Source organism: Pseudomonas sp. SID14000 (assembly GCF_002165135.1).
GTDB lineage: Bacteria > Pseudomonadota > Gammaproteobacteria > Pseudomonadales > Pseudomonadaceae > Aquipseudomonas.
Map to the genome: position 1 here is coordinate 36,480 of NZ_NFZQ01000006.1, position 20,024 is coordinate 56,503.

Below are 20,024 nucleotides of genomic sequence, written 5' to 3' on the forward strand. Positions count from 1 at the left end.
CCCACAAGCCAGCCTTCGCGCTGGCTTGTGCGTATTCAAGCCATGACTATTTGGGAGTGAGCGCAGGACATGTCCCGCAATTCTTATATTCAGCAGAGCTCTGACATCCAGGCCGCAGGCGGCCTGGTCCCGATGGTTATCGAGCAGTCCGCCCGTGGCGAACGCGCTTACGACATCTACTCGCGCCTGTTGAAGGAGCGTGTAATCTTCCTGGTTGGCCCGGTAGAGGACTACATGGCCAACCTCGTCGTGGCGCAACTGCTGTTCCTTGAAGCGGAAAACCCGGACAAGGATATCCATCTGTACATCAACTCGCCGGGCGGTTCCGTTACCGCCGGCATGTCGATCTACGACACCATGCAGTTCATCAAGCCGGACGTCTCGACCATCTGCATCGGCCAGGCCTGCAGCATGGGCGCCTTCCTGCTGGCTGCAGGTGCCAAGGGCAAGCGTCACTGCCTGCCAAATTCGCGCGTGATGATCCACCAGCCGCTGGGCGGCTTCCAGGGTCAGGCCACCGATATCGAGATCCACGCCCAGGAAATCCTCAATATCAAGGCCCGTCTGAACGAACTGCTGGCCTACCACACTGGCCAGGAGCTCGAGACCATCAAGCGCGACACCGAGCGTGACAACTTCATGAGCGCCTCGCGCGCAGCCGAGTACGGCCTGATCGACTCGGTCTACGACAAGCGGCAACTGGCCTCCTGAACCGGGGTGCCAGAGCAGGTGGGCGCGGAAAGCGCCTACCTGCGGACTTGAAAAAGCCCGCAATTGCCTTCATCTTGTGTTGCAAGCCTACCGGATTGGATCGATCGAATGACTGACACCCGTAACGGCGAGGACAGCGGCAAATTGCTTTATTGCTCCTTCTGCGGCAAAAGCCAGCACGAAGTGCGCAAACTGATTGCCGGGCCCTCGGTATTTATCTGCGACGAGTGCGTCGACCTGTGCAACGACATCATCCGTGAGGAGGTGCAGGAAGCCCAGGCCGAGAGCAGCGCGCACAAATTGCCTTCGCCGAAAGAAATCAGCGGTATCCTGGACCAGTACGTCATTGGTCAGGAGCGCGCGAAGAAGGTGCTTGCCGTAGCGGTGTACAACCACTACAAGCGCCTGAACCAGCGTGACAAGAAGGGTGACGAAGTCGAACTCGGCAAGAGCAACATCCTGCTCATCGGGCCGACCGGCTCGGGCAAGACCCTGCTTGCCGAAACCCTTGCACGCCTGTTGAACGTACCGTTCACCATTGCTGACGCCACCACCCTGACCGAAGCCGGTTACGTGGGTGAGGACGTCGAGAACATCATCCAGAAGCTGTTGCAGAAGTGCGACTACGACGTGGAAAAGGCCCAGATGGGCATTGTCTACATCGACGAGATCGACAAGATCTCGCGCAAGTCGGACAACCCGTCCATCACCCGTGACGTCTCGGGCGAGGGTGTGCAGCAGGCACTGCTGAAGCTGATCGAAGGCACCGTGGCTTCGGTTCCGCCGCAAGGCGGCCGCAAGCACCCGCAACAGGAATTCCTGCAGGTCGATACCCGCAACATCCTGTTCATCTGCGGTGGCGCCTTCTCCGGCCTGGAAAAGGTCATCCAGAACCGCTCCACCAAGGGTGGCATCGGTTTTGGCGCCGAAGTACGCAGCAAGGAAGAGGGCAAGAAGGTTGGCGAGTCCCTGCGTGAGGTCGAGCCGGACGATCTGGTCAAGTTTGGCCTGATCCCGGAGTTCGTCGGCCGCCTGCCGGTACTGGCAACCCTCGACGAGCTGGACGAGGCTGCGCTGATGCAGATTCTCACCGAGCCGAAGAACGCCTTGACCAAGCAGTATGCCAAGCTGTTCGAGATGGAAAACGTCGACCTCGAGTTCCGCAGTGATGCGCTCAAGGCCGTGGCGCGCAAGGCCCTGGAGCGCAAGACCGGTGCCCGTGGCCTGCGTTCGATCCTCGAAGGCGTGCTGCTCGACACCATGTACGAGATTCCTTCGAAGAAGGATGTCAGCAAGGTGGTGATCGACGAGAGCGTCATCGATGGCACCTCGCAGCCGCTGATGATCTACGAAAACAGCGAGCCGCAAGCCAAGGCCGCACCGGACGCCTGATCCAGGCAATGACCGGTTGACGGTTGCAAGCAAGAAGGGGGCCTACGGGCCCCTTTCTGCTTTTCCTGCGCTAGCGCTTGTAATTTCCCAAGTGTGCCCCCACATTAGGTCCAAGCATCATTTCCACCGGTTTCCGGCCATAAGGCCGCTGTAGAGGCGAAATCATGAAGACCACCCTCGACTTGCCTCTTTTGCCATTGCGCGATGTCGTTGTTTACCCGCACATGGTCATCCCGCTGTTCGTGGGGCGCGAAAAGTCCATCGAAGCCCTCGAGGCGGCGATGACGGGCGAAAAGCAGATCCTTCTGCTTGCCCAGAAAAACCCAGCTGATGACGACCCCGGCGAGGATGCCCTGTACCGCGTCGGTACCGTTGCCACCGTGCTGCAATTGCTGAAACTGCCCGATGGCACTGTAAAGGTGCTGGTCGAGGGCGAGCAGCGCGGCGCTGTCGAGCGTTTCAGCGAAGTAGAAGGGCACATCCGTGCCGAAGTTTCCCTGATCGACGAAGTCGACGCCGCAGAGCGCGAATCGGAAGTGTTCGTGCGCACGCTGCTGTCGCAGTTCGAGCAATATGTGCAGTTGGGCAAGAAAGTCCCTGCCGAAGTGCTGTCTTCGTTGAATAGCATCGAAGAGCCAGGGCGCCTGGTCGATACCATGGCTGCACACATGGCCCTGAAGATCGAGCAGAAACAGGAAATTCTCGAAATCGTCGACCTGCCGACCCGTGTCGAGCATGTACTGGCGCTGCTGGATGCCGAAATCGACCTGCTGCAAGTCGAAAAGCGCATTCGCGGTCGGGTCAAGAAGCAGATGGAGCGCAGCCAGCGTGAGTACTACCTGAATGAGCAGATGAAGGCCATTCAGAAAGAGCTCGGCGATGGCGACGAAGGCCACAACGAAGTCGAAGAGCTGAAAAAACGCATCGAAGCCGCTGGCCTGCCCAAGGACGCCCTGGCCAAGGCCCAGGCCGAGCTGAACAAGCTCAAGCAGATGTCGCCGATGTCGGCCGAGGCCACCGTGGTCCGCTCCTACCTCGACTGGCTGGTGCAGGTGCCTTGGAAGGCCCAGAGCAAGGTGCGCCTGGACTTGGCCAAGGCCGAGGAAATTCTCGATGCCGACCACTATGGCCTGGAGGAGGTCAAGGAACGCATCCTCGAGTACCTTGCCGTACAAAAGCGCGTCAAGAAAATCCGCGGCCCGGTACTGTGCCTGGTCGGCCCGCCCGGCGTCGGCAAGACCTCGCTGGCCGAGTCGATCGCCGCTGCCACCAACCGCAAGTTCGTGCGCATGGCCCTGGGTGGTGTGCGTGACGAGGCCGAGATCCGTGGCCACCGCCGTACCTACATCGGTTCCATGCCTGGCCGTCTGATCCAGAAGATGACCAAGGTGGGAGTGCGCAACCCGCTGTTCCTGCTGGACGAAATCGACAAGATGGGCAGCGACATGCGTGGCGACCCGGCCTCGGCACTGCTCGAAGTGCTCGATCCGGAGCAGAACCACAACTTCAACGATCACTACCTGGAGGTTGACTACGATCTCTCGGACGTGATGTTCCTGTGTACCTCGAACTCGATGAATATCCCGCCGGCGCTGCTCGACCGGATGGAGGTCATCCGCCTGCCCGGCTACACCGAGGACGAGAAGATCAACATCGCGGTCAAGTACCTGGTGCCCAAGCAGGTCAAGGCAAACGGCCTGAAGAAGGAAGAGCTGGAGGTCGATGTCTCGGCGATCCGCGACATCATTCGCTACTACACCCGCGAAGCCGGTGTGCGTGGGCTGGAGCGGCAAATCGCCAAGGTCTGCCGCAAGGTGGTCAAGGAACATACCGGGCAGAAGCAGGTCAAGGTCAAGGTGGCCAGCGAGCAGCTGGAGCACCTGCTGGGCGTGCGCAAGTTCCGCTATGGCCTGGCCGAGCAGCAGGACCAGATCGGCCAAGTCACCGGCCTGGCCTGGACCCAGGTGGGCGGCGAGTTGCTGACCATCGAAGCCGTGGTCATTCCCGGGAAGGGCCAACTGATCAAGACCGGCTCGCTGGGCGACGTCATGGTCGAGTCGATCACCGCCGCGCAGACCGTGGTGCGCAGCCGTGCCCGCAGCCTGGGTATCGCCGCTGACTTCCATGAGAAGCATGACGTGCATATCCACATGCCTGAAGGCGCCACGCCGAAGGACGGCCCAAGTGCCGGTATTGGCATGTGCACCGCACTGGTGTCGGCGCTTACGCAGATTCCGGTACGTGCCGACGTGGCCATGACCGGCGAAATCACCCTGCGTGGTCAGGTGCTGGCCATTGGCGGGCTGAAGGAAAAACTGCTGGCGGCACACCGTGGCGGGATCAAGACGGTGATCATTCCCGAGGAGAATGTTCGCGATCTGAAGGAGATTCCTGAAAATATCAAACAGGATCTGCAGATCAAACCAGTCAAATGGATTGACGAAGTCCTGCAAATTGCGCTGCAATACGCCCCGGAGCCCTTGCCAGATGTGGCTCCGGAGATTGTCGCGAAAGATGAAAAGCGCGACGGCGATGCTAAGGAAAGAATCAGCACGCACTAGTAGTTTTTGGCTGGGGGGCTTTCCTTGACAGTTTTTTCGGGGCCTTGCTATAAAGCGGCACGCTATTGTCATCAGGCCACCCAGCACACGTTTCATAAGCTTTTCATTACATACTTAGAAACAAACTCAATTGAGAAATAAGGGGACTTAGAGTGAACAAGTCGGAACTGATTGACGCTATCGCCGCATCTGCTGACATCCCGAAAGCTGTAGCCGGCCGTGCGCTGGACGCAGTCATCGAATCCGTCACCGGCGCCCTGAAGCAAGGTGACGATGTGGTACTGGTTGGCTTCGGTACCTTCTCGGTCAAGGAGCGTGCAGAGCGCACCGGCCGCAACCCGCAAACCGGTAACGCGATCAAGATCGCTGCCGCCAAGGTTCCAGGCTTCAAGGCTGGCAAAGGCCTGAAAGACGCCGTCAACTAAGTCGTCTCTTTCAGCCGGACCTGGCCTGGCCAGGTTCGAGCACGGTGATGGCGGGGTGCAAACGTTCCCGCCTGACACGTTTGCTAAGAAAAGGCGCATCCTCGGATGCGCCTTTCTTTTATCAGGTTTCTACCCACGCTCCGCGGTTGTCGACGCAGTGGTACAGCCGTTTCTGGGGGACGCATGCTGCAAAATATCAGGGACAATTCACAAGGTTGGATTGCCAAGACCATCATCGGCCTAATCGTCGTGTTGATGGCGTTGACCGGCTTCGAAGCCATTTTCCAGGCCGCCACCCACAGCCAGGACGCCGCCAAGGTGAACGGCCAGACCATCAGCCAGAACGAGCTGAGCCAGGCGGCCGACATGCAGCGCCGTCAGCTGATGCAACAGTTGGGCAAGGATTTCGACCCGGCACTGCTGGACGACAAATTGCTGCGTGAAGAGGCACTGAAGGGCCTGATCAGCCGCAAGCTGCTGCTGCAAGGCGCCGAAGATGCCAAGTTCGCCTTCTCCGAGGCCGCGCTAGATCAGGTAATCCTGCAGACGCCGGAATTCCAGGTGGACGGCAAGTTCAGTGCCGACCGTTTCGACCAGGTCATTCGCCAGATGGGCTATGGCCGCATGCAGTTCCGCGACATGCTGGCCGAGGAAATGCTCATCGGTCAGCTGCGCACCGGCCTTGCCGGCAGCAGCTTCGTCACCGACCAGCAGGTCGATGCCTTTGCCCGCCTTGAGAAGCAGACCCGTGACTTCGCCTCCCTGACCTTCAAGGCCGACCCGGCCGCGGTCAAGGTCAGCGATGAAGAGGTCAAGACACACTACGACCAGCACGCCAAGGAGTTCATGTCGCCTGACCAGGTGGTGATCGACTATGTCGAGCTGAAGAAGTCGGCGTTCTTCGACCAGGTCAAGGTGACCGACGAAGAGCTCAAGGCCCAGTACGAGAAGGAAATCGCCAACCTCGCCGAGCAGCGCCATGCCGCGCACATCCTCATCGAGGTCAACGACAAGGTCACCGATGCCCAGGCCAAGGCCCGCGCTGAAGAGATCGAGCAGCGCCTGGCCAAGGGTGAAGACTTTGCCGCGCTGGCCAAGGAGTACTCCCAGGATCCGGGTTCGGCCAACAGCGGTGGTGACCTTGGCTTCGCCGGCCCAGGCGTTTATGACCCGGCGTTCGAGGATGCGCTGTACAAACTGCAAGATGGCCAGGTCTCGGCGCCGGTACGCACCGAGTTCGGCTACCACCTGATCAAGCTGTTGGGCGTTCAGGCGCCGGAAGTGCCGAGCTTCGCCAGCCTGAAGGACAAGCTGACCCGTGACCTGAAGATCCCGCTGGTCGAGCAGCGTTACGTCGACGCCAGCAAGCAATTGCAGGATGCCGCCTACGAGGCTTCCGACCTGGCCCAGCCGGCCCAGGACCTGAACCTGAAGGTACACACCTCCGCAGCCTTCGGCCGCGAGGGTGGCGAAGGCATCACTGCCAACCGTTCGGTAGTGCAGGCCGCATTCTCCGAAGAAGTGCTGGAGGAGGGTGCCAACAGCACCGCCATCGAGCTCGACCCGGAAACCACTGTGGTGCTGCGTGTCAAGGAGCACCGCAAGCCGGAGCAGCTGCCGCTGGAAGCCGTGGCCGGGAACATCCGCGAACACCTGGCCAAAGAAAAGGCAACTGCCGAGCTCAAAGCCAAGGCGGACAAGCTGATTGCCGGTCTGCGTGACGGTTCCATCGCGGCGGGCAGCGTGCACGAAGGGCAGGGCTGGAAGGCCTATGAAGCAGTCACCCGCGGCGAGGACGGTATCGACCCGGCCGAGCTGCAGGCGCTGTTCCGTCTGGGCAAGCCACAGGCCAAGGACAAGCCGGTATATGGCAGTGTGGTGCTGCGTGACGGTAGCCTGGTGGTACTGCAGCTCAAGGGTGTCAACGAAGGCGCTACTGCCACTGACGAAGAGAAGCAGCAGATCCGCCGCTACCTCGCGTCGCGTGCAGGCCAGCAGGACTTCGCGGCGTACCGCAAGCAGCTGGAAGCCAAGGCGGACATCACCCGTTACTAAGGTGATGGAAGCATGAACGAACAGGCCGCCCAGTGCGGCCTGTTTCGTTTCTGTTGTCTGTGCCGGCCTCTTCGCGGGTACCGCGCTGACCTTGAACCCGGCGCGGTACCTGTGGGAGCGGGTTTACCCGCGAAGAGGCCGGCACAGGCATCACAAGGCCTAGCGCTTCGTCCCTTCATAGCTGTCCAGCGTATCCCGCGCAATCTCCCGCCCCAGGGCAATCAGCTCCGGCGCCTTGTAGAACTCGAAGAACCGGCACACCCGTTTGGGCACGTTGATCAGTACATCCGGTGGATAGCCGGCGATCTTGTACTGTGCCAACGAGGTTTGCATGACCTCGAAACTCTGGTTGATCAAATCCAGCAGCGAAGCGGGCCCCACGTTGTCGATGATGAACGAGCCGGTCGCCGACTTCGGCGCGCCCTCGCGCTCCGGCGCCGCGGCCGGTTGCTGGCCTTCCGGGTCGGCGGTATCGGCCAGCCACGGGTTCGGCGGCGCCAGCCCTTCGGCGACGATTTCCTGCTCGATACGGATCAGTTCCTCCGCAGGCTTGCGCCGGAACGGCAAGCGCGACCCCAGCGAACTGAGCAGGGCATCGAAACGCATCTTGAATGCTGCCGGGCGTTCGATCACCGGCAACTGGTACTGCTTCTGGTTGGTGGCGTTGAGGTTTACCGCAATGATCAGGTCGCAGTGGCTGGACACCACCGGCACGATTGGTAGTGGGTTGAGGATGCCGCCGTCGACCAGCATGCGGTTGCCTTGCATCACCGGCGTGAACAGGCTGGGGATGGCCGCCGAGGCGCGCATCGCCTGGTGCAGGCAGCCCTCCTGGAACCAGATTTCCTGCTGGTTGGTGAGGTCGGCTGCAACTGCCGTGTAGGGGATGCGCAACTGCTCGATGTTGATCTCGCCGACGATCTTGCGGATTTGCCCGAACACCTTGTCGCCGCGAATTGCGCCGAGGCGAAAGCTGACATCGACCAGGCGTAACACATCCAGGTAGTCGAGGCTCTCGATCCAGTTTCGGTATTCTTCCAGCTTGCCGGCGGCATAGATGCCGCCAATCACCGCACCCATGGAGCAGCCGGCGATGCAGGCGATGTCGTAGCCGCGGCGCTCGATTTCCTCGATCACGCCGATGTGTGCATACCCCCGGGCTCCGCCCGATCCCAGTACCAGTGCCACGCGCTTGCTCATGAACATTCCCCGGCCAGTGCAACCATGGTCCTACAATGCACCCATCGCTGCCTGTGCTTCAATGTACATCGCACTGAGCTAGTGTAATAAAACTGGCCAGGCAAAGCTGGCTGGGCAGGGCACTTTTTTGTTGCCGGGGCGTCGAACAGCCACCGTTTTTTCCATTGAGGTATTACCGATGAAAGCCTGGATCTGCCTTCCACTGATTGCCTTGGCCCTTGCTGGCTGCGCAGGCAAGACGGCCTATCGCGAGAGTTGTGCGACCCAGCTGGATGCCGCCTGGAAGGAGCTGGACCTGGCCAAGGCCGAAGGCTTTGCCGGTGCCGTGAGTTACTCCAAGGCCTTGTCGCTGCTGACCGGGGCCAAGACCCAGCAGCAGTTCGAAGGTTATGAAAGCTGTACCAGAAAAGCCGAAAAGGCCCGCTTCTACATTCGTGAGTCTCGCGCCGGGCGCTGACCAAGGAGCGTCTTTCAATGTCTGCCATGCTCGATCATGTGGTTGCCCAGATAGTGGCCTTGCAGGTGCGCCTGCTGGCCTGCCGCGAACGCCTGGCTGCTGATACTGACAGTGAGGCCTTGCACGACCTGCGCACCACGCTGCGGCGTCTGCGCAGCCTGCTGCGACCGCTGCGTGGGCTGCCGGGGGTGGAGCAACTGGAGGACGCCGCCAGGATGTTGGGTACCCTCACCACGCCGCTGCGTGACCGTGAGGTGCTGGCGGCGGAATTGATCGGGCGTGGTTTTGCCGAGGCCGGGCAGCGGCGCCTGGAAGGGCGTGGCAGGACCTTCGCCAATGTTGCCGCCAGCCCGCAGCTGACCCGGGTGCTGGCGATTGTCGACGCGTTTCCGCTGTTCCTGCGGGCAGCCGGCCGCGAAGGGCTGGTCAAGGCGCTGGAAAAGCGTATCGACAAACGCCTGGTCAAACAGTGGCGCAAGTTGCACAAAGCGTTGCAGGACCCGTCCCACGACCGCCACCGCCTGCGTTTGCTGATCAAGCGTGCGCGCTATGGCGACGAGGCCTATCCGCAGCTCGACCATGCGGGCAAACAGTTGCGGCGCTTGCTGAAGCAGGCCCAGGGCGACCTCGGTGACTGGCACGATCGCCTGCAATGGTTGCTGCAGGCCCGCGACCATGCCGACCTGGCACCCTGCAAGGCCGCCTGGGAGCAGGAATTGCACGAGGCCGAGCGCCGTTCGGATGTGACGCTGGATGCACTGCAGCAGGCGCTGGCGCGGCGAAAGCCCGAAAAATGACCGATATGCGGGCTGATCGGCAAGGGTTTGCTGGCTAGGATGAGCAGACCTTTCTCGCTGCAGGCAGGAGCCGGCCAATGAATTTCAACCAACTGCTCGACGCCGTGCGGGCCAACCCCGAAGCTGTGAGCGTCCCGCCAAGCTGGGCCCAGGGTCGCGCCGCCTTTGGCGGGCTGATGGCGGCCATGGTGTATGAGGCCATGCGCCAGAAAATCTCCGATGAGCGCCCTGTGCGTTCGTTGGCCATCAGCTTTGTGGCGCCGGCCGCGGCGGACGTGCCAATCCGCTTCGATGTGGAGGTGCTGCGTGAAGGCAAGGCTGTCAGCACCTTGCTGGGCCGTGCCGTTCAAGACGGCCAGGTGGTGACCTTGGTGCAGGGCAACTTCGGTGCAGGGCGGCCGTCGGTGGTCGATTTGCCGGCGTTGCCCGCCACGGAAATGAAAGCGCTCGAAGACGCAGCCCCCGAGCTACCCCACATCAAAGGCGTTACCCCGGAGTTCATGCAACATGTGGCCTTGCGCTGGGCGGTGGGTGGGTTGCCGTTCAGTGGCAATCAGTCGCGCCAGATGGGTGGCTGGGTACGTTTGCGTGGAGTGGCCGAAGAACCGGTCAACGAGGCGCACCTGCTGGCATTGGTCGATGCCTGGCCACCGAGCCTGATGCCATTTCTCAAGCAGCCCGCTGCCGGCAGTACGTTGACCTGGACCATTGAATTCATGCAGCCCACGGCGAAGTTGTCCACCCTGGACTGGTGCCGTTATTGCGTGGAAACCGAACATGCGCGAGATGGATATGGGCATGCTGCCGCCGCCTTGAGGACGGCGCAGGGCGAGTTGCTGGCCTTGAGCCGGCAGACGGTTACCGTGTTTGCCTGACCGAGCCGGGGGAGCGCGTTGCGCTCCTTTCGCGACACAAGGCCGCTCCCACAGGGATCGTGTAAATTTCAGGCCATGCGCGATTTTGTGGGAACGGCCTTGCGTCGCGATTGGGCTGCAGAGCAGCCCCAATGGCATCAGCGCCGATGTTTATGCCGCTCCCGCCAGGCCTTCCACCAGGCCCCGCTCAGCAAGAAGCGCGGAAAGGTGATGAACTGCTCGGTCAGCAGGCGTTGCACGGCATCCTTGCGGTTGGCGAAGGGCTCGGGTTGCTCGGCTTCCAGGCGATGGCCCTGGCGCTGTAGACCCAGGCCGGCGATCAGCGCAATGATGCCAACGGCAATCTGGCCCAGATCCAGGCCGAGCAGGCCGGACAGAATCAGCAACGCCCCGAGGATGAACAACGGCACGGCGATCAGGTGCAGCACCAGGTTGGTCGGGTGGCGGTGGTTATGGTGGTAGCCGCGCCATTGCCAAGCGGGCAGGTTGGGCAGACGTTTGCTCATGGGTATTTCCTCTCGGTCATGCCCAAAGCGTAGTGCGGCCCCCGGACGGGGGCCAATCGAGGCTGGCTATGATGACTATAGCTTGAGTTGGCCAATGGCCTTGTTCAATTCGCCGGCCAGGGTCGCCAGTTCGCTGCTGGTCGTCGCCGAGCCCACGGTCTGCTGCACGGTTTGTTCGGTGACATCGCGGATACTCACCACGGCGCGGTTCATTTCCTCGGCCACCTGGCTTTGCTGCTCGGCTGCCACGGCAATCTGGGTGTTACTTTCTCGCATCTGCGCCACGGCACCGGTAATCTCGGCCAGTGCTTCACCGGCCTCTCGGGCCTGCCTGACACAGTCGTCGGCCTTGTACGAGCTTTCCTGCATGAATTCCACCGCATCGCGGGTGCCCGACTGCAGGGCCGAGACCATGGTGGTGATCTCGTCGGTGGAGGTTTGCACGCGCTTGGCCAGGTTGCGCACTTCATCGGCCACCACGGCAAAGCCGCGGCCCAGGTCGCCGGCGCGCGCTGCTTCGATGGCGGCGTTGAGCGCCAGCAGGTTGGTCTGCTCGGCGATGCTGTGGATCACACTGACCACGCCGTTGATCTTCTGGCTGTCTTCGGCCAGTTGGCGAATCATCTCGGCGGTTTGCTGCACGCCGCTGGACAGCCCGGAAATCGAATCTTGCACCCGGCTGACCACCTCCTGGCCGCTACCGGCCAGGGTGTCGGCGGTTTGTGACAGGTCACGGGTGGCGCCAGCATGCTGGGCGATGTGGTGCACTGTCGCCGACATTTCGTTGATGGCGGTAGCGGCCTGGTCGGTCTCGCTCTGCTGGCCGAGCATGCCGTGGCGCACATCGCTCATGCTCGCTGCCAGGCGTGCGGCACCGGAGTCCAGTTGTGCGGCGGTGTGGGCGACGGTACTGACCACGCGGTGGTAGGTCGCCTGCATGGCATTGAAGGCCCCGGCCATCTGGCCGACCTCGTCGCCACAGGCCAGTGGCACGCGGGCCGACAGGTCGCCGGTTTTTTCCACGTGCAGCATCACGTCCTTGAGAGTATTGAGCTGGCTGAGCAGGAAGCGGATCAGCAGTTGCGAGGCGCCGAGCATGGCCAGCATCAGGACCAGTACGCACACCGCGTAGTTGCTGAAGCGGTCGAAGAACACCTGGCGCAGACTCGGCGACTGGGCCAGCACAGCCATTTGCTGATCGCCGTTGCGCAGCACCTGCGCGCCATGTACTGGGTTGTTGCCGAAGAGCCGGGCGGCGGGCAGTTCGACCCAGCCTTGGGCGTTGCGCAGGGCCTCAAGGGGTTCACCTGCGAAGCTAGGCGTTTGCCCGGCCGACCAGTTGATGACATTGGGCTGGCGGGGTAGCGGCTGCCCGGCCGGCCAGGCAGCCAGTAGTTGGGCCTGCGCCGCAGCCTGGGCCTGAGCGGCCTCGGCGCGTGCGCGCTGCTCCAGGTGCACGGCATAGAGCACCAGCAGCAAGGTCGTGACAAAGGCCACCGCGTTGACGGCCCAGAACTTGTACTTCAGGGAAACATTGCTAAGCCAGGCACCCATGGGCAGGTCTTCTCTGAGTTGAGCGGGAACAATATTGGCAAGGTGCCATCATTGTGCCGGCGTGCGCCATGGAATTTGTTGATGCATATCAACACCAAGCACCAGCCCCTGTAGGAGCAGCCTTGTGCTGCGAAGGGGCAGGTAAGGCCAATCGAATGTTGTAGCTGTTATGGCCTCTTCGCAGCACAAGGCTGCTCCTACAAAGGGGCGCGTCGGGTTCAGGGGAGTTGGAAAAACGCCCGCGCCGTTGCCGTGGTATGTGCCGCCGTATGCTCGGCCGACTCATCCCGGTGCAAGGCCACTTCGCGTAACACTTCCTGCAGGAACGCCGGCTCGTTGCGCCCGTTCTTCGGCTTGGGCCGCAGGCTGCGCGGCAGCAGGTAGGGCGCATCGCTCTCCAGCATCAGCCGCCCCTCGGCAATGTTGCCCACCAGCGGATGCAGGTGGGTTCCGCGGCGTTCGTCGCAGATCCAGCCGGTTATACCGATGTGCAGGTCCATGTCCAGGTAGGCGAACAGCGCGTCGCGTTCGCCGGTAAAGCAGTGCACCACCGCGCCGGCCAGACTGTCGCGGTAATCCTTGAGGATCGCCAGCAGGCGATCGCTGGCGTCGCGTTCGTGCAGGAATACTGGCAGGCGTAGCTCGGCAGCCAGCGCCAGCTGTGCCTCCAGGGCTTTTTCCTGCAGCGGGCGAGGGGAGAAGTCGCGGTTGAAGTCCAGACCGCATTCACCCACGGCGCGCACACGCGGTTCATTCAGCAATTGGCGCAACTGGCGCTCGCTGTCGGCATCCCAGGCCTTGGCATCATGGGGGTGTACGCCTGCCGTGGCGAACAGGTGCGCGCCGCTCGCATCCAGTTGCTGGCATAGCTCCAGCGCCTGTTCGCTGACTGCCAGGCTGGTGCCCGTCAGCACCATTTGCGTGACCCCGGCCTCAAGGGCACGCTCGACGATTGCCGCCTGCTGGTTGTGGAAACTGCTGTTGGTCAGGTTGACGCCGATATCGATCAGTTGCATGGTGCTACCTCGTGCCGCGGGTCGGCCAGCATAGCAAAAACCGCGTTTTTCTGAAAAAACCAAGAACTTCATACTGTTGCCGTGGTCTTTTGCCGTCATTTCTCTCTTGGCGGTGCAACCCCATGGATGCCGCCCACCGACCACGGACACGTTTTCGCATGCTGCGATGCTGGCTCATTTTCCTGCTGACGCTTGGGCTGACCTTGACAGTGCCTGCCCACGCGCGCGTGCCAGGACCGCAGCAGAACATTCCGCCGGCCAAGGTCCGTGACCTGCAACAGATTCGCACCAGCCAGGTGCTGCGTGTGCTGGTCAACCAGAGCCGCAACAGCTCCGGTGAGGTCAAGGGCGAGCCTGTCGGCATCGAATACTATCGCCTGCGTGCCCTGGAGCATTACCTCAATGCCCGCGCCGCCGATGGCCAGGAGATCCAGCTCAAGCTGATCCCGCGGGCCAAGGAGCAGCTGCTGGGCGCCTTGGCCCGTTGCGAGGGTGACCTGGCCGCACCGGGCGAGCTGCTCGACCCCGGCATGGTGCGTGGGGTCAGCAGCAGCGCGCCGGTGCTCGACCAGGTGCCGCTGCTGCTGGTGGGGCGTAAGGGTGAACGCAGCTTCAGCCATGTCGAGCAGTTGTCCGGGCGTACCGTGGCCTTGACCAGCGCCAGTGCTGCCGGCCCGTTGATTCAGCAGGTCAACCAGCAACTGGCGCTGCGCAAGCGCGCACCGATCAAGGTGGAGTGGGTCGACTCGACCCTGGCGGTAGAGGATGTGCTGGAAATGGTCCAGGCCGGTATCTATCACCTGACTGTGGTCGAGCAGCCGATTGCCCGGCGCTGGGCCCGGGTGATGCCGCGCCTGCGCCTGGACAGCCGCGTGAAGCTTGGGGCCCCGCAAGCCATGCGATGGTATGTGGGGCGCGATGCGCCGCAGTTGCTGGCCACGGTGGATCGCTTTCTGCAGGGCTACCGAGCGCCGGACAACCAGGACGCCGCGTTCGAGCGCATCTACCGCCGCCAGTATCGGGTGCACAACCCGCTGGCCAGCAAGAATCGCCAGCGCCTGACCGCGCTGCGGGCAGTACTGCAGAAACACGGTGAGGCGCAGCAGATCGACTGGCTCAACCTGGCCGCGCTGGCCTTCAAGGAGTCGACGCTCAACCCGGCCGCGCGCGGCACCGGTGGGGCCCATGGCCTGATGCAGATCACGCCGTCCGCAGCGCAGCGCGTGGGGGTGAGCAACACCGCCACGGTGGATGGCAATGTCCAGGCCAGCGCCCGCTACCTGGCGCTGATCCGGCGCAAGTTCTTTGCCAGTGCCAAGATCAACGAACGCGAGCGCATGGCCTTCGTGCTGGCAGCCTACAACCTGGGCCCCGAGCGGGTCCAGGCCATGCGCGCCGAGGCGCGGCGGCGCGGGTTGAATGGCAACCAGTGGTTCTTCCAGACCGAACGCATTGCCATGGAGCAGGTGGGGATGGGGCCGGTCAATTTCGTCAACAGCGTCAACAAGTACTTTGTGGCGTTCAACCGGGAGCGTGCTGCGCTGGAGCGCGTGGCGAAGCGGTGACAAATCGATTTTATCGATTGTTAATGTGGATTTTTTGCGATTTTCATATCTATTGAATTGATTATGATGGCGCCCATCCCAACACAACTTCCCAGCTTCAAGGAAACTTCGACATGAACAACGCTCTCCTCAACGCCCTGTTCTCCACCCGCGCCGGCGCTGGCCTCAGCGTCATCCGTATCCTGGTTGGCATCATCTTCATGGCGCATGGCGCGCAAAAACTGTTCGGCATGTTCGGCGGCTATGGCCTGGAAGGCACCGGCCAGTGGATGGAAAGCATCGGCCTGGCCCCGGGTTACCTGATGGCACTGCTGTCTGGTAGCGCCGAGTTCTTCGGCGGCCTTGCCCTGGTGATCGGCCTGCTGGCCCGCCCGGCGGCCTTGGCGCTGACAGTAACCTTGGTGGTAGCGATTTTCTCGGTGCACATCGGCAACGGCCTGTTCATGTCCAATAACGGCTACGAATTCGGCCTGGCCCTGTTGGCCGGTACCGTCGCGGTGCTGATCGAAGGCGCGGGCCGCTTCTCGCTGGACCGTCTGATCGCCCGGTAAGGAACTGCAAGCTACAAGCCGCAAGCAAGAGCAGGCCGAGTATCGGCCTGCCACTACTTGCGGCTCGTAGCTTGCAACTTGTAACTCATCGCTCTAGCATACCGTCTGCGCCGATTTAAACAGCTACTTGCGGGGCGCAGGAAAGCCCCTTTCCGGGTCATCCGAAATACCGCTAAAGCGCTGGTTCGGTGACGCCTCCCACCGCTGCCCAGCGGGATTCGCGAGGCGGAGAGAAGCTCCATGAGTTGCCCACGTACCAGTGTCTGTCTGACCCCTTTGCCTGCCAGCCAGGCGTCCCGTACACCGCGTATTCTGCTCGGCGGCCAGCATCAACCCACTCTTTTACGTCACCTGGAAGGCCTGTCCCGACGCAAGGGCCAGGCGCGCGCCTTTCTGATCCAGTTCGCCGATACCGGCTGCCACCTCGCGCAGTATGGCAATGACCGTTTCGACCTGGCCGTGATCCAGGCACCGGCGCAGGACGAGGCCGCCGAAATCATCGGCCACCTCACCCGCATTGCGCGCCAAGGCCTGATTACCCGCCGCTGAGGAGTGCGCTGTTGAGTACCAACATCATCACCACGGAAGGCCATGAGGCGCTGAAGAAAGAACTGGACCACCTGTGGCGGGTGTATCGCCCGGAGATTACCCAGAAGGTTACCTGGGCAGCGTCGTTGGGCGACCGCAGTGAGAACGCCGACTACCAGTACAACAAGAAGCTGCTGCGCGAGATCGATCGTCGGGTGCGCTATCTGCGCAAGCGTCTTGAAGATGTGAAGGTGGTGGCCTACTCGCCGCAGCAGGAGGGCAAGGTGTTTTTTGGTGCCTGGGTGGAGGTCGAGAACGACGAGGGCGAAACCATGAAGTTTCGCATTGTCGGTTATGACGAGATCTATGGGCGCAATGACTACATATCGATCGACTCGCCCATGGCCCGCGCCTTGCTGAAGAAGGAGGAGGGTGACGAGGTGGTGGTGCACACGCCTACCGGTGAAGCGACCTGGTATGTGAACAGCATCACTTACGGTCAGTGAGTTGATACTGCCTGTGCCGGCCTCTTCGCGGGTAAACCCGCACCCACAGGTCCGACACAGGTTTCACGTTATGTGGTGAACCTGTGGGAGCGGGCAAGCCCGCGAAGCGGCCGGCACAGGCAGTCATCAACTCTCGCGTAAAACCGCCAACGGGCTGGCATTCAACGCCCGCCGTGTCCCCAGCACCCCCGCACCGCCCACCAGCAGCGCCCCTGCCAGCGGCAATACCAGCAACCACGGATGTGGGCTCCATTGCAGGTCGAAGGCATAGCGGTACAGCACCAGGGTAATCAGCTCACACCCGACCGCCGCCAGCAAACCGCTGGCTGCACCAAGCAAGCCGAATTCGATCCGGCGCGCCCTGACCAGCAATGGTCGCGCCGCGCCCAGCGCGCGCAGCAAGGCGCCCTGGCGGATGCGTTCGTCCAGTGTCGCCTGCAAGCCGGCGAACAGTACCGCCAGCCCGGCTGCCAGCACGAACAGCAACACATACTCCACCGCCAGCGTCACCTGGGCGAGGATGCTGCGCAGCTGTTCGAGCAAGGCGTCCACCTGCAGGATGGTCACCGCCGGGAACGCTCGTGATAGCGCCACTACCTCCAGGTCATGACCCGGTGCCAGATAGAAGCTGGTCAGGTAGGTAGTCGGCAGCCCCTGCAACGTGCCGGGCTGGAAGATCATGTAGAAGTTCGGCTGGAAGCTGTCCCAGTGCACGCTGCGCAGGCTGCTGACCCGGGCCTGGCGCTGCTGGCCGCCGATGTCGAAGGTCAGCAGGTCGCCCAGTTGCAGCTTCAGGCTGCTGGCCAGTTCCGCCTCTACCGATACACCGGGGACTTCATCCTCGGCTGGCAACGCCTGCCACCAGTTGCCGGCCTTCAGAGCATTGCCTTCAGGCAGTTCGGCCGCCCAGGTCAGGCTGAGGTCGCGCTGCACCGCGCGCTCGCCTGCCGAGTCCTTGCTGACCACCTGTTGCACCGGTTGCTCATTGATGCGCACCAGGCGGCCAGGTGTCACCGGGTATAGCGGTGCCGAGGTGGCATTGACCTGCTGCAGATGTTGGGCGAAGGGCTCACGATCATCCGGCAGGATGTTCAGGGCGAAATGGTTGGGCGCATCCTTGGGCAACTGAGCTTGCCAGGTGTCGAGCAGTTCTGCGCGCAGCAGGGCGACCAGGGCCATGGCCAGCAGGATCAGGCCAAAGGCCAGGGCCTGGCCGGCGGCGGCCATAGGGTGGCGCAGCAGTTGGCCCAGCCCCAGGCGCCAGGTCAGTGTGGCCCCGGCCAGCAATTGGCGCAGGCTGCGCAAACCGAGTAGCAGCAGGCCACCGAGCAGCAGTGCGGCGACCAGGCCGCCTCCGAGCAGGGCGAAGGTGAGCAGCAGGTCGAGGCTCAGGCGCCACATGATCAGGCCCAGGGCGAACAGGGCCGCGCCGTACACCAGCCAGCTGCTGGGCGGTATCGGCAGCAGGTCGCGGCGTAGCACGCGTAATGGCGGCACCTGGCCCAGGGCGGCAATTGGCGGCAGGGCGAAGCCGGCCAGGGCCACCAGCCCGGTAGCGATGCCGGCCAGGGCCGGGACGATGCCGCCTGCAGGCACCACGCTTGGCAGCAGGCCATGCAGCAGGCGGAACAGGCCCAACTGGGCCAGCCAGCCGAGCAGGGCGCCGGCCACCGCGGCGACCAGGCCGAGCATGGCCAATTGCAGGCAGTACAGACCCAGTGCCTGGCGGCGCGAAAGGCCCAGGCAGCGCAGCAGGGCGCTGGCGTCCAGGCGGCGTGCGGCATAGCGGCTGGCCGACAGGGCCACGGCGACGCCTGCCAGCAGCACCGCCACCAGGCTGGCCATGTTCAGGTAGCGCTCGGCCTTGCCCAGGGCGCCGCCGACCTGCTGGTTGCCATCGCGGGTGTCGCGCAGGCGCTGGTTGGCGGCCAGGTTCTTTTTCAGCGCCCCGCGGTACTGCGCCAACGCTTCGGCATCGCCGCGCCACAGGTCGCGGTAGGTGACCCGGCTGCCCGGTTGGATCACGCCGGTGGCCTGCAGGTCGGCCAGGTTCATCATTACCCGTGGGGTAAGGCTGTAGAAGTTGTTGGCGCGGTCCGGTTCGTAGGTGAGTACGCGGGACATGCGCAGCGTCTTCATGCCCACGTCGATGCTGTCGCCAACCTTCAGCCCCAGTGCCGCCAGCAAGCGTGGTTCGACCCATGCTTCGCCAGGTGCCGGGCCGCCGCCCGGGGTTTCTGCGGCATAGGGCTCCGCGGCACTGCGTACTTGCCCGCGCAACGGGTACGCGCCATCGGTGGCCTTGACGCTGGACAGCTGGATGCCGTTGTCGCCGCCGACCACGCTGGTGAACTCGACCACCTGGGCGTGGCGTAAGCCAAGCGCCTTGCCGGCATCAATCTGCTGGTCGCGGGCCGGGGCGCTGCCCTGCAGCACCAGATCGGCACCGAGAAACTCGCTGGCGCGCAGTTGCATGGCGCCGTTGAGGCGGGCACCGAAATAGCCGATGGCAGTGCTGGCCGCCACCGCCACCATCAGGGCGAAGAACAGCACGCGCACTTCGCTGGCGCGAATGTCGCGCAGCAACTGGCGCAGGGCCAGGCCGCCCAGGCGGGACAGCGGCATGTGGGTCATCAGGCCTCCACCGGGGCCACCAGTCGGCCCGCATCCAGGCGGATCTGGCGGCGGCAGCGCCGGGCCAGGCGTTCATCATGGGTCACCAGCACCAGGGTGGTGCCGCGTTCCTTGTTCAGTTCGAACAGCAGGTCGCTGATGCGCTCGCCGGTATGGCTGTCGAGGTTACCGGTGGGTTCGTCGGCGAACAGCACGGCCGGTTGTGCGGCGAAGGCACGGGCGATGGCCACCCGTTGCTGTTCGCCACCCGACAGCTGGCGAGGAGTGTGGCTCAGGCGCTTGCCCAGACCGACCCGCTCGAGCAGGGTGCGCGCGTGTTCGCGGGCATCACGGCGGCCGTCCAGCTCCAGCGGCAGCATGACGTTTTCCAGCGCATTGAGGCTGTCGAGCAGCTGGAACGACTGGAACACGAAGCCCACATGTTCGGCGCGTACCCGCGCGCGTTGGTCTTCATCCAGCGGCCCCAGGTCGTGGCCGGCGAGGATGACCTGGCCGGCACTGGGTCGGTCGAGGCCGGCGAGCAGGCCAAGCAGGGTCGACTTGCCCGAGCCCGAGGCGCCGACGATGGCCAGGCTGTCGCCCTGGGCCAGGTCGAGGGACAGCGCGTGCAGGATGGTCAGGTCACCTTCCGCGCTAGGGACCACTTTGCTAAGGTTCTGCGCAACGAGAATGCTGGGGCTCATGGAGAATC

Annotated in this window: 18 protein-coding genes; 12 read left to right on the plus strand and 6 right to left on the minus strand. The window is 63.0% G+C overall.

Annotated elements, in window-relative coordinates; genetic code table 11:
* The first annotated feature begins 69 nt into the window (after positions 1 to 69).
* The 5 genes from clpP (at position 70) to CAY82_RS10420 (ending at position 7,144) form a co-directional block, all read left to right on the plus strand.
* A complete protein-coding gene (gene clpP / locus CAY82_RS10400) occupies positions 70 to 711 on the plus strand; it encodes an ATP-dependent Clp endopeptidase proteolytic subunit ClpP (protein WP_003250240.1) in 642 nt (213 codons plus the stop codon).
* 108 nt (positions 712 to 819) lie between these two features.
* Positions 820 to 2,103, plus strand: coding sequence for an ATP-dependent Clp protease ATP-binding subunit ClpX (gene clpX, locus CAY82_RS10405; protein ID WP_013971882.1), 1,284 nt, complete (start codon positions 820 to 822; stop codon positions 2,101 to 2,103).
* Between the two features lie 164 nt (positions 2,104 to 2,267).
* On the plus strand, positions 2,268 to 4,664 hold the full coding sequence (gene lon / locus CAY82_RS10410; protein ID WP_087501118.1) for an endopeptidase La: 2,397 nt from the start codon (positions 2,268 to 2,270) through the stop codon (positions 4,662 to 4,664).
* Positions 4,665 to 4,816: 152 nt separating this feature from the next.
* Positions 4,817 to 5,089 (plus strand): HU family DNA-binding protein, encoded by a 273-nt coding sequence (locus tag CAY82_RS10415; protein ID WP_003259401.1) that lies wholly within the window; start codon positions 4,817 to 4,819, stop codon positions 5,087 to 5,089.
* A 183-nt stretch (positions 5,090 to 5,272) separates the two neighbouring features.
* Positions 5,273 to 7,144, plus strand: a complete 1,872-nt coding sequence (locus CAY82_RS10420; protein WP_087501119.1) for a SurA N-terminal domain-containing protein — start codon at positions 5,273 to 5,275, stop codon at positions 7,142 to 7,144.
* 159 nt (positions 7,145 to 7,303) lie between these two features.
* Here CAY82_RS10420 and CAY82_RS10425 read toward each other — a convergent pair whose 3' ends face one another.
* Positions 7,304 to 8,344, minus strand: coding sequence for a patatin-like phospholipase family protein (locus CAY82_RS10425; protein WP_087501365.1), 1,041 nt, complete (start codon positions 8,342 to 8,344; stop codon positions 7,304 to 7,306).
* 178 nt (positions 8,345 to 8,522) lie between these two features.
* Here CAY82_RS10425 and CAY82_RS10430 point away from each other — a divergent pair, with 178 nt between their 5' ends.
* The 3 genes from CAY82_RS10430 to CAY82_RS10440 all read left to right on the plus strand — a co-directional run bounded on the left by CAY82_RS10430 (position 8,523) and on the right by CAY82_RS10440 (position 10,473).
* On the plus strand, positions 8,523 to 8,801 hold the full coding sequence (locus CAY82_RS10430; protein ID WP_003259403.1) for a hypothetical protein: 279 nt from the start codon (positions 8,523 to 8,525) through the stop codon (positions 8,799 to 8,801).
* A 17-nt stretch (positions 8,802 to 8,818) separates the two neighbouring features.
* Positions 8,819 to 9,598: a CHAD domain-containing protein gene (locus CAY82_RS10435; protein ID WP_087501120.1), complete on the plus strand. Its 780-nt coding sequence runs from the start codon at positions 8,819 to 8,821 to the stop codon at positions 9,596 to 9,598.
* A 77-nt stretch (positions 9,599 to 9,675) separates the two neighbouring features.
* On the plus strand, positions 9,676 to 10,473 hold the full coding sequence (locus CAY82_RS10440; RefSeq protein WP_087501121.1) for an acyl-CoA thioesterase II: 798 nt from the start codon (positions 9,676 to 9,678) through the stop codon (positions 10,471 to 10,473).
* Between the two features lie 137 nt (positions 10,474 to 10,610).
* Here the strand turns inward: CAY82_RS10440 and CAY82_RS10445 are convergent, their stop codons facing one another.
* From CAY82_RS10445 to CAY82_RS10455, 3 genes are all read right to left on the minus strand, one after another.
* Positions 10,611 to 10,979 carry an Mpo1-like protein gene (locus CAY82_RS10445; RefSeq protein WP_087501122.1) on the minus strand — a complete coding sequence of 123 codons (369 nt, stop codon included), beginning with the start codon at positions 10,977 to 10,979 and terminating at the stop codon, positions 10,611 to 10,613.
* 75 nt (positions 10,980 to 11,054) lie between these two features.
* Complete coding sequence (locus CAY82_RS10450; protein WP_087501123.1) at positions 11,055 to 12,533, minus strand: methyl-accepting chemotaxis protein; 1,479 nt, start codon at positions 12,531 to 12,533, stop codon at positions 11,055 to 11,057.
* Positions 12,534 to 12,751: 218 nt separating this feature from the next.
* On the minus strand, positions 12,752 to 13,549 hold the full coding sequence (locus tag CAY82_RS10455) for a TatD family hydrolase (protein ID WP_087501124.1): 798 nt from the start codon (positions 13,547 to 13,549) through the stop codon (positions 12,752 to 12,754).
* A gap of 158 nt (positions 13,550 to 13,707) precedes the next feature.
* Between CAY82_RS10455 and CAY82_RS10460 the strand changes: the two genes are divergently transcribed.
* From CAY82_RS10460 to greB, 4 genes are all read left to right on the plus strand, one after another.
* Positions 13,708 to 15,114 carry a transglycosylase SLT domain-containing protein gene (locus tag CAY82_RS10460; protein WP_087501125.1) on the plus strand — a complete coding sequence of 469 codons (1,407 nt, stop codon included), beginning with the start codon at positions 13,708 to 13,710 and terminating at the stop codon, positions 15,112 to 15,114.
* Between the two features lie 113 nt (positions 15,115 to 15,227).
* The gene (locus CAY82_RS10465) at positions 15,228 to 15,665 is read left to right on the plus strand and encodes a DoxX family protein (protein WP_087501126.1); all 438 of its coding nucleotides are present in this window, start codon (positions 15,228 to 15,230) and stop codon (positions 15,663 to 15,665) included.
* Positions 15,666 to 15,905: 240 nt separating this feature from the next.
* Positions 15,906 to 16,214 (plus strand): hypothetical protein, encoded by a 309-nt coding sequence (locus CAY82_RS10470; RefSeq protein WP_087501127.1) that lies wholly within the window; start codon positions 15,906 to 15,908, stop codon positions 16,212 to 16,214.
* A gap of 11 nt (positions 16,215 to 16,225) precedes the next feature.
* Positions 16,226 to 16,699 (plus strand): transcription elongation factor GreB, encoded by a 474-nt coding sequence (gene greB / locus CAY82_RS10475; protein WP_087501128.1) that lies wholly within the window; start codon positions 16,226 to 16,228, stop codon positions 16,697 to 16,699.
* A gap of 126 nt (positions 16,700 to 16,825) precedes the next feature.
* On the opposite strand, the gene CAY82_RS10480 is transcribed toward greB, so the two are convergent.
* Together CAY82_RS10480 and CAY82_RS10485 are read right to left on the minus strand one after the other, a co-directional pair.
* Positions 16,826 to 19,333, minus strand: a complete 2,508-nt coding sequence (locus tag CAY82_RS10480) for an ABC transporter permease (RefSeq protein WP_087501129.1) — start codon at positions 19,331 to 19,333, stop codon at positions 16,826 to 16,828.
* Positions 19,333 to 20,016, minus strand: a complete 684-nt coding sequence (locus CAY82_RS10485) for an ABC transporter ATP-binding protein (protein WP_087501130.1) — start codon at positions 20,014 to 20,016, stop codon at positions 19,333 to 19,335. The genes CAY82_RS10480 and CAY82_RS10485 overlap by 1 nt, the downstream gene beginning before the upstream one ends.
* Positions 20,017 to 20,024 lie beyond the last annotated feature (8 nt).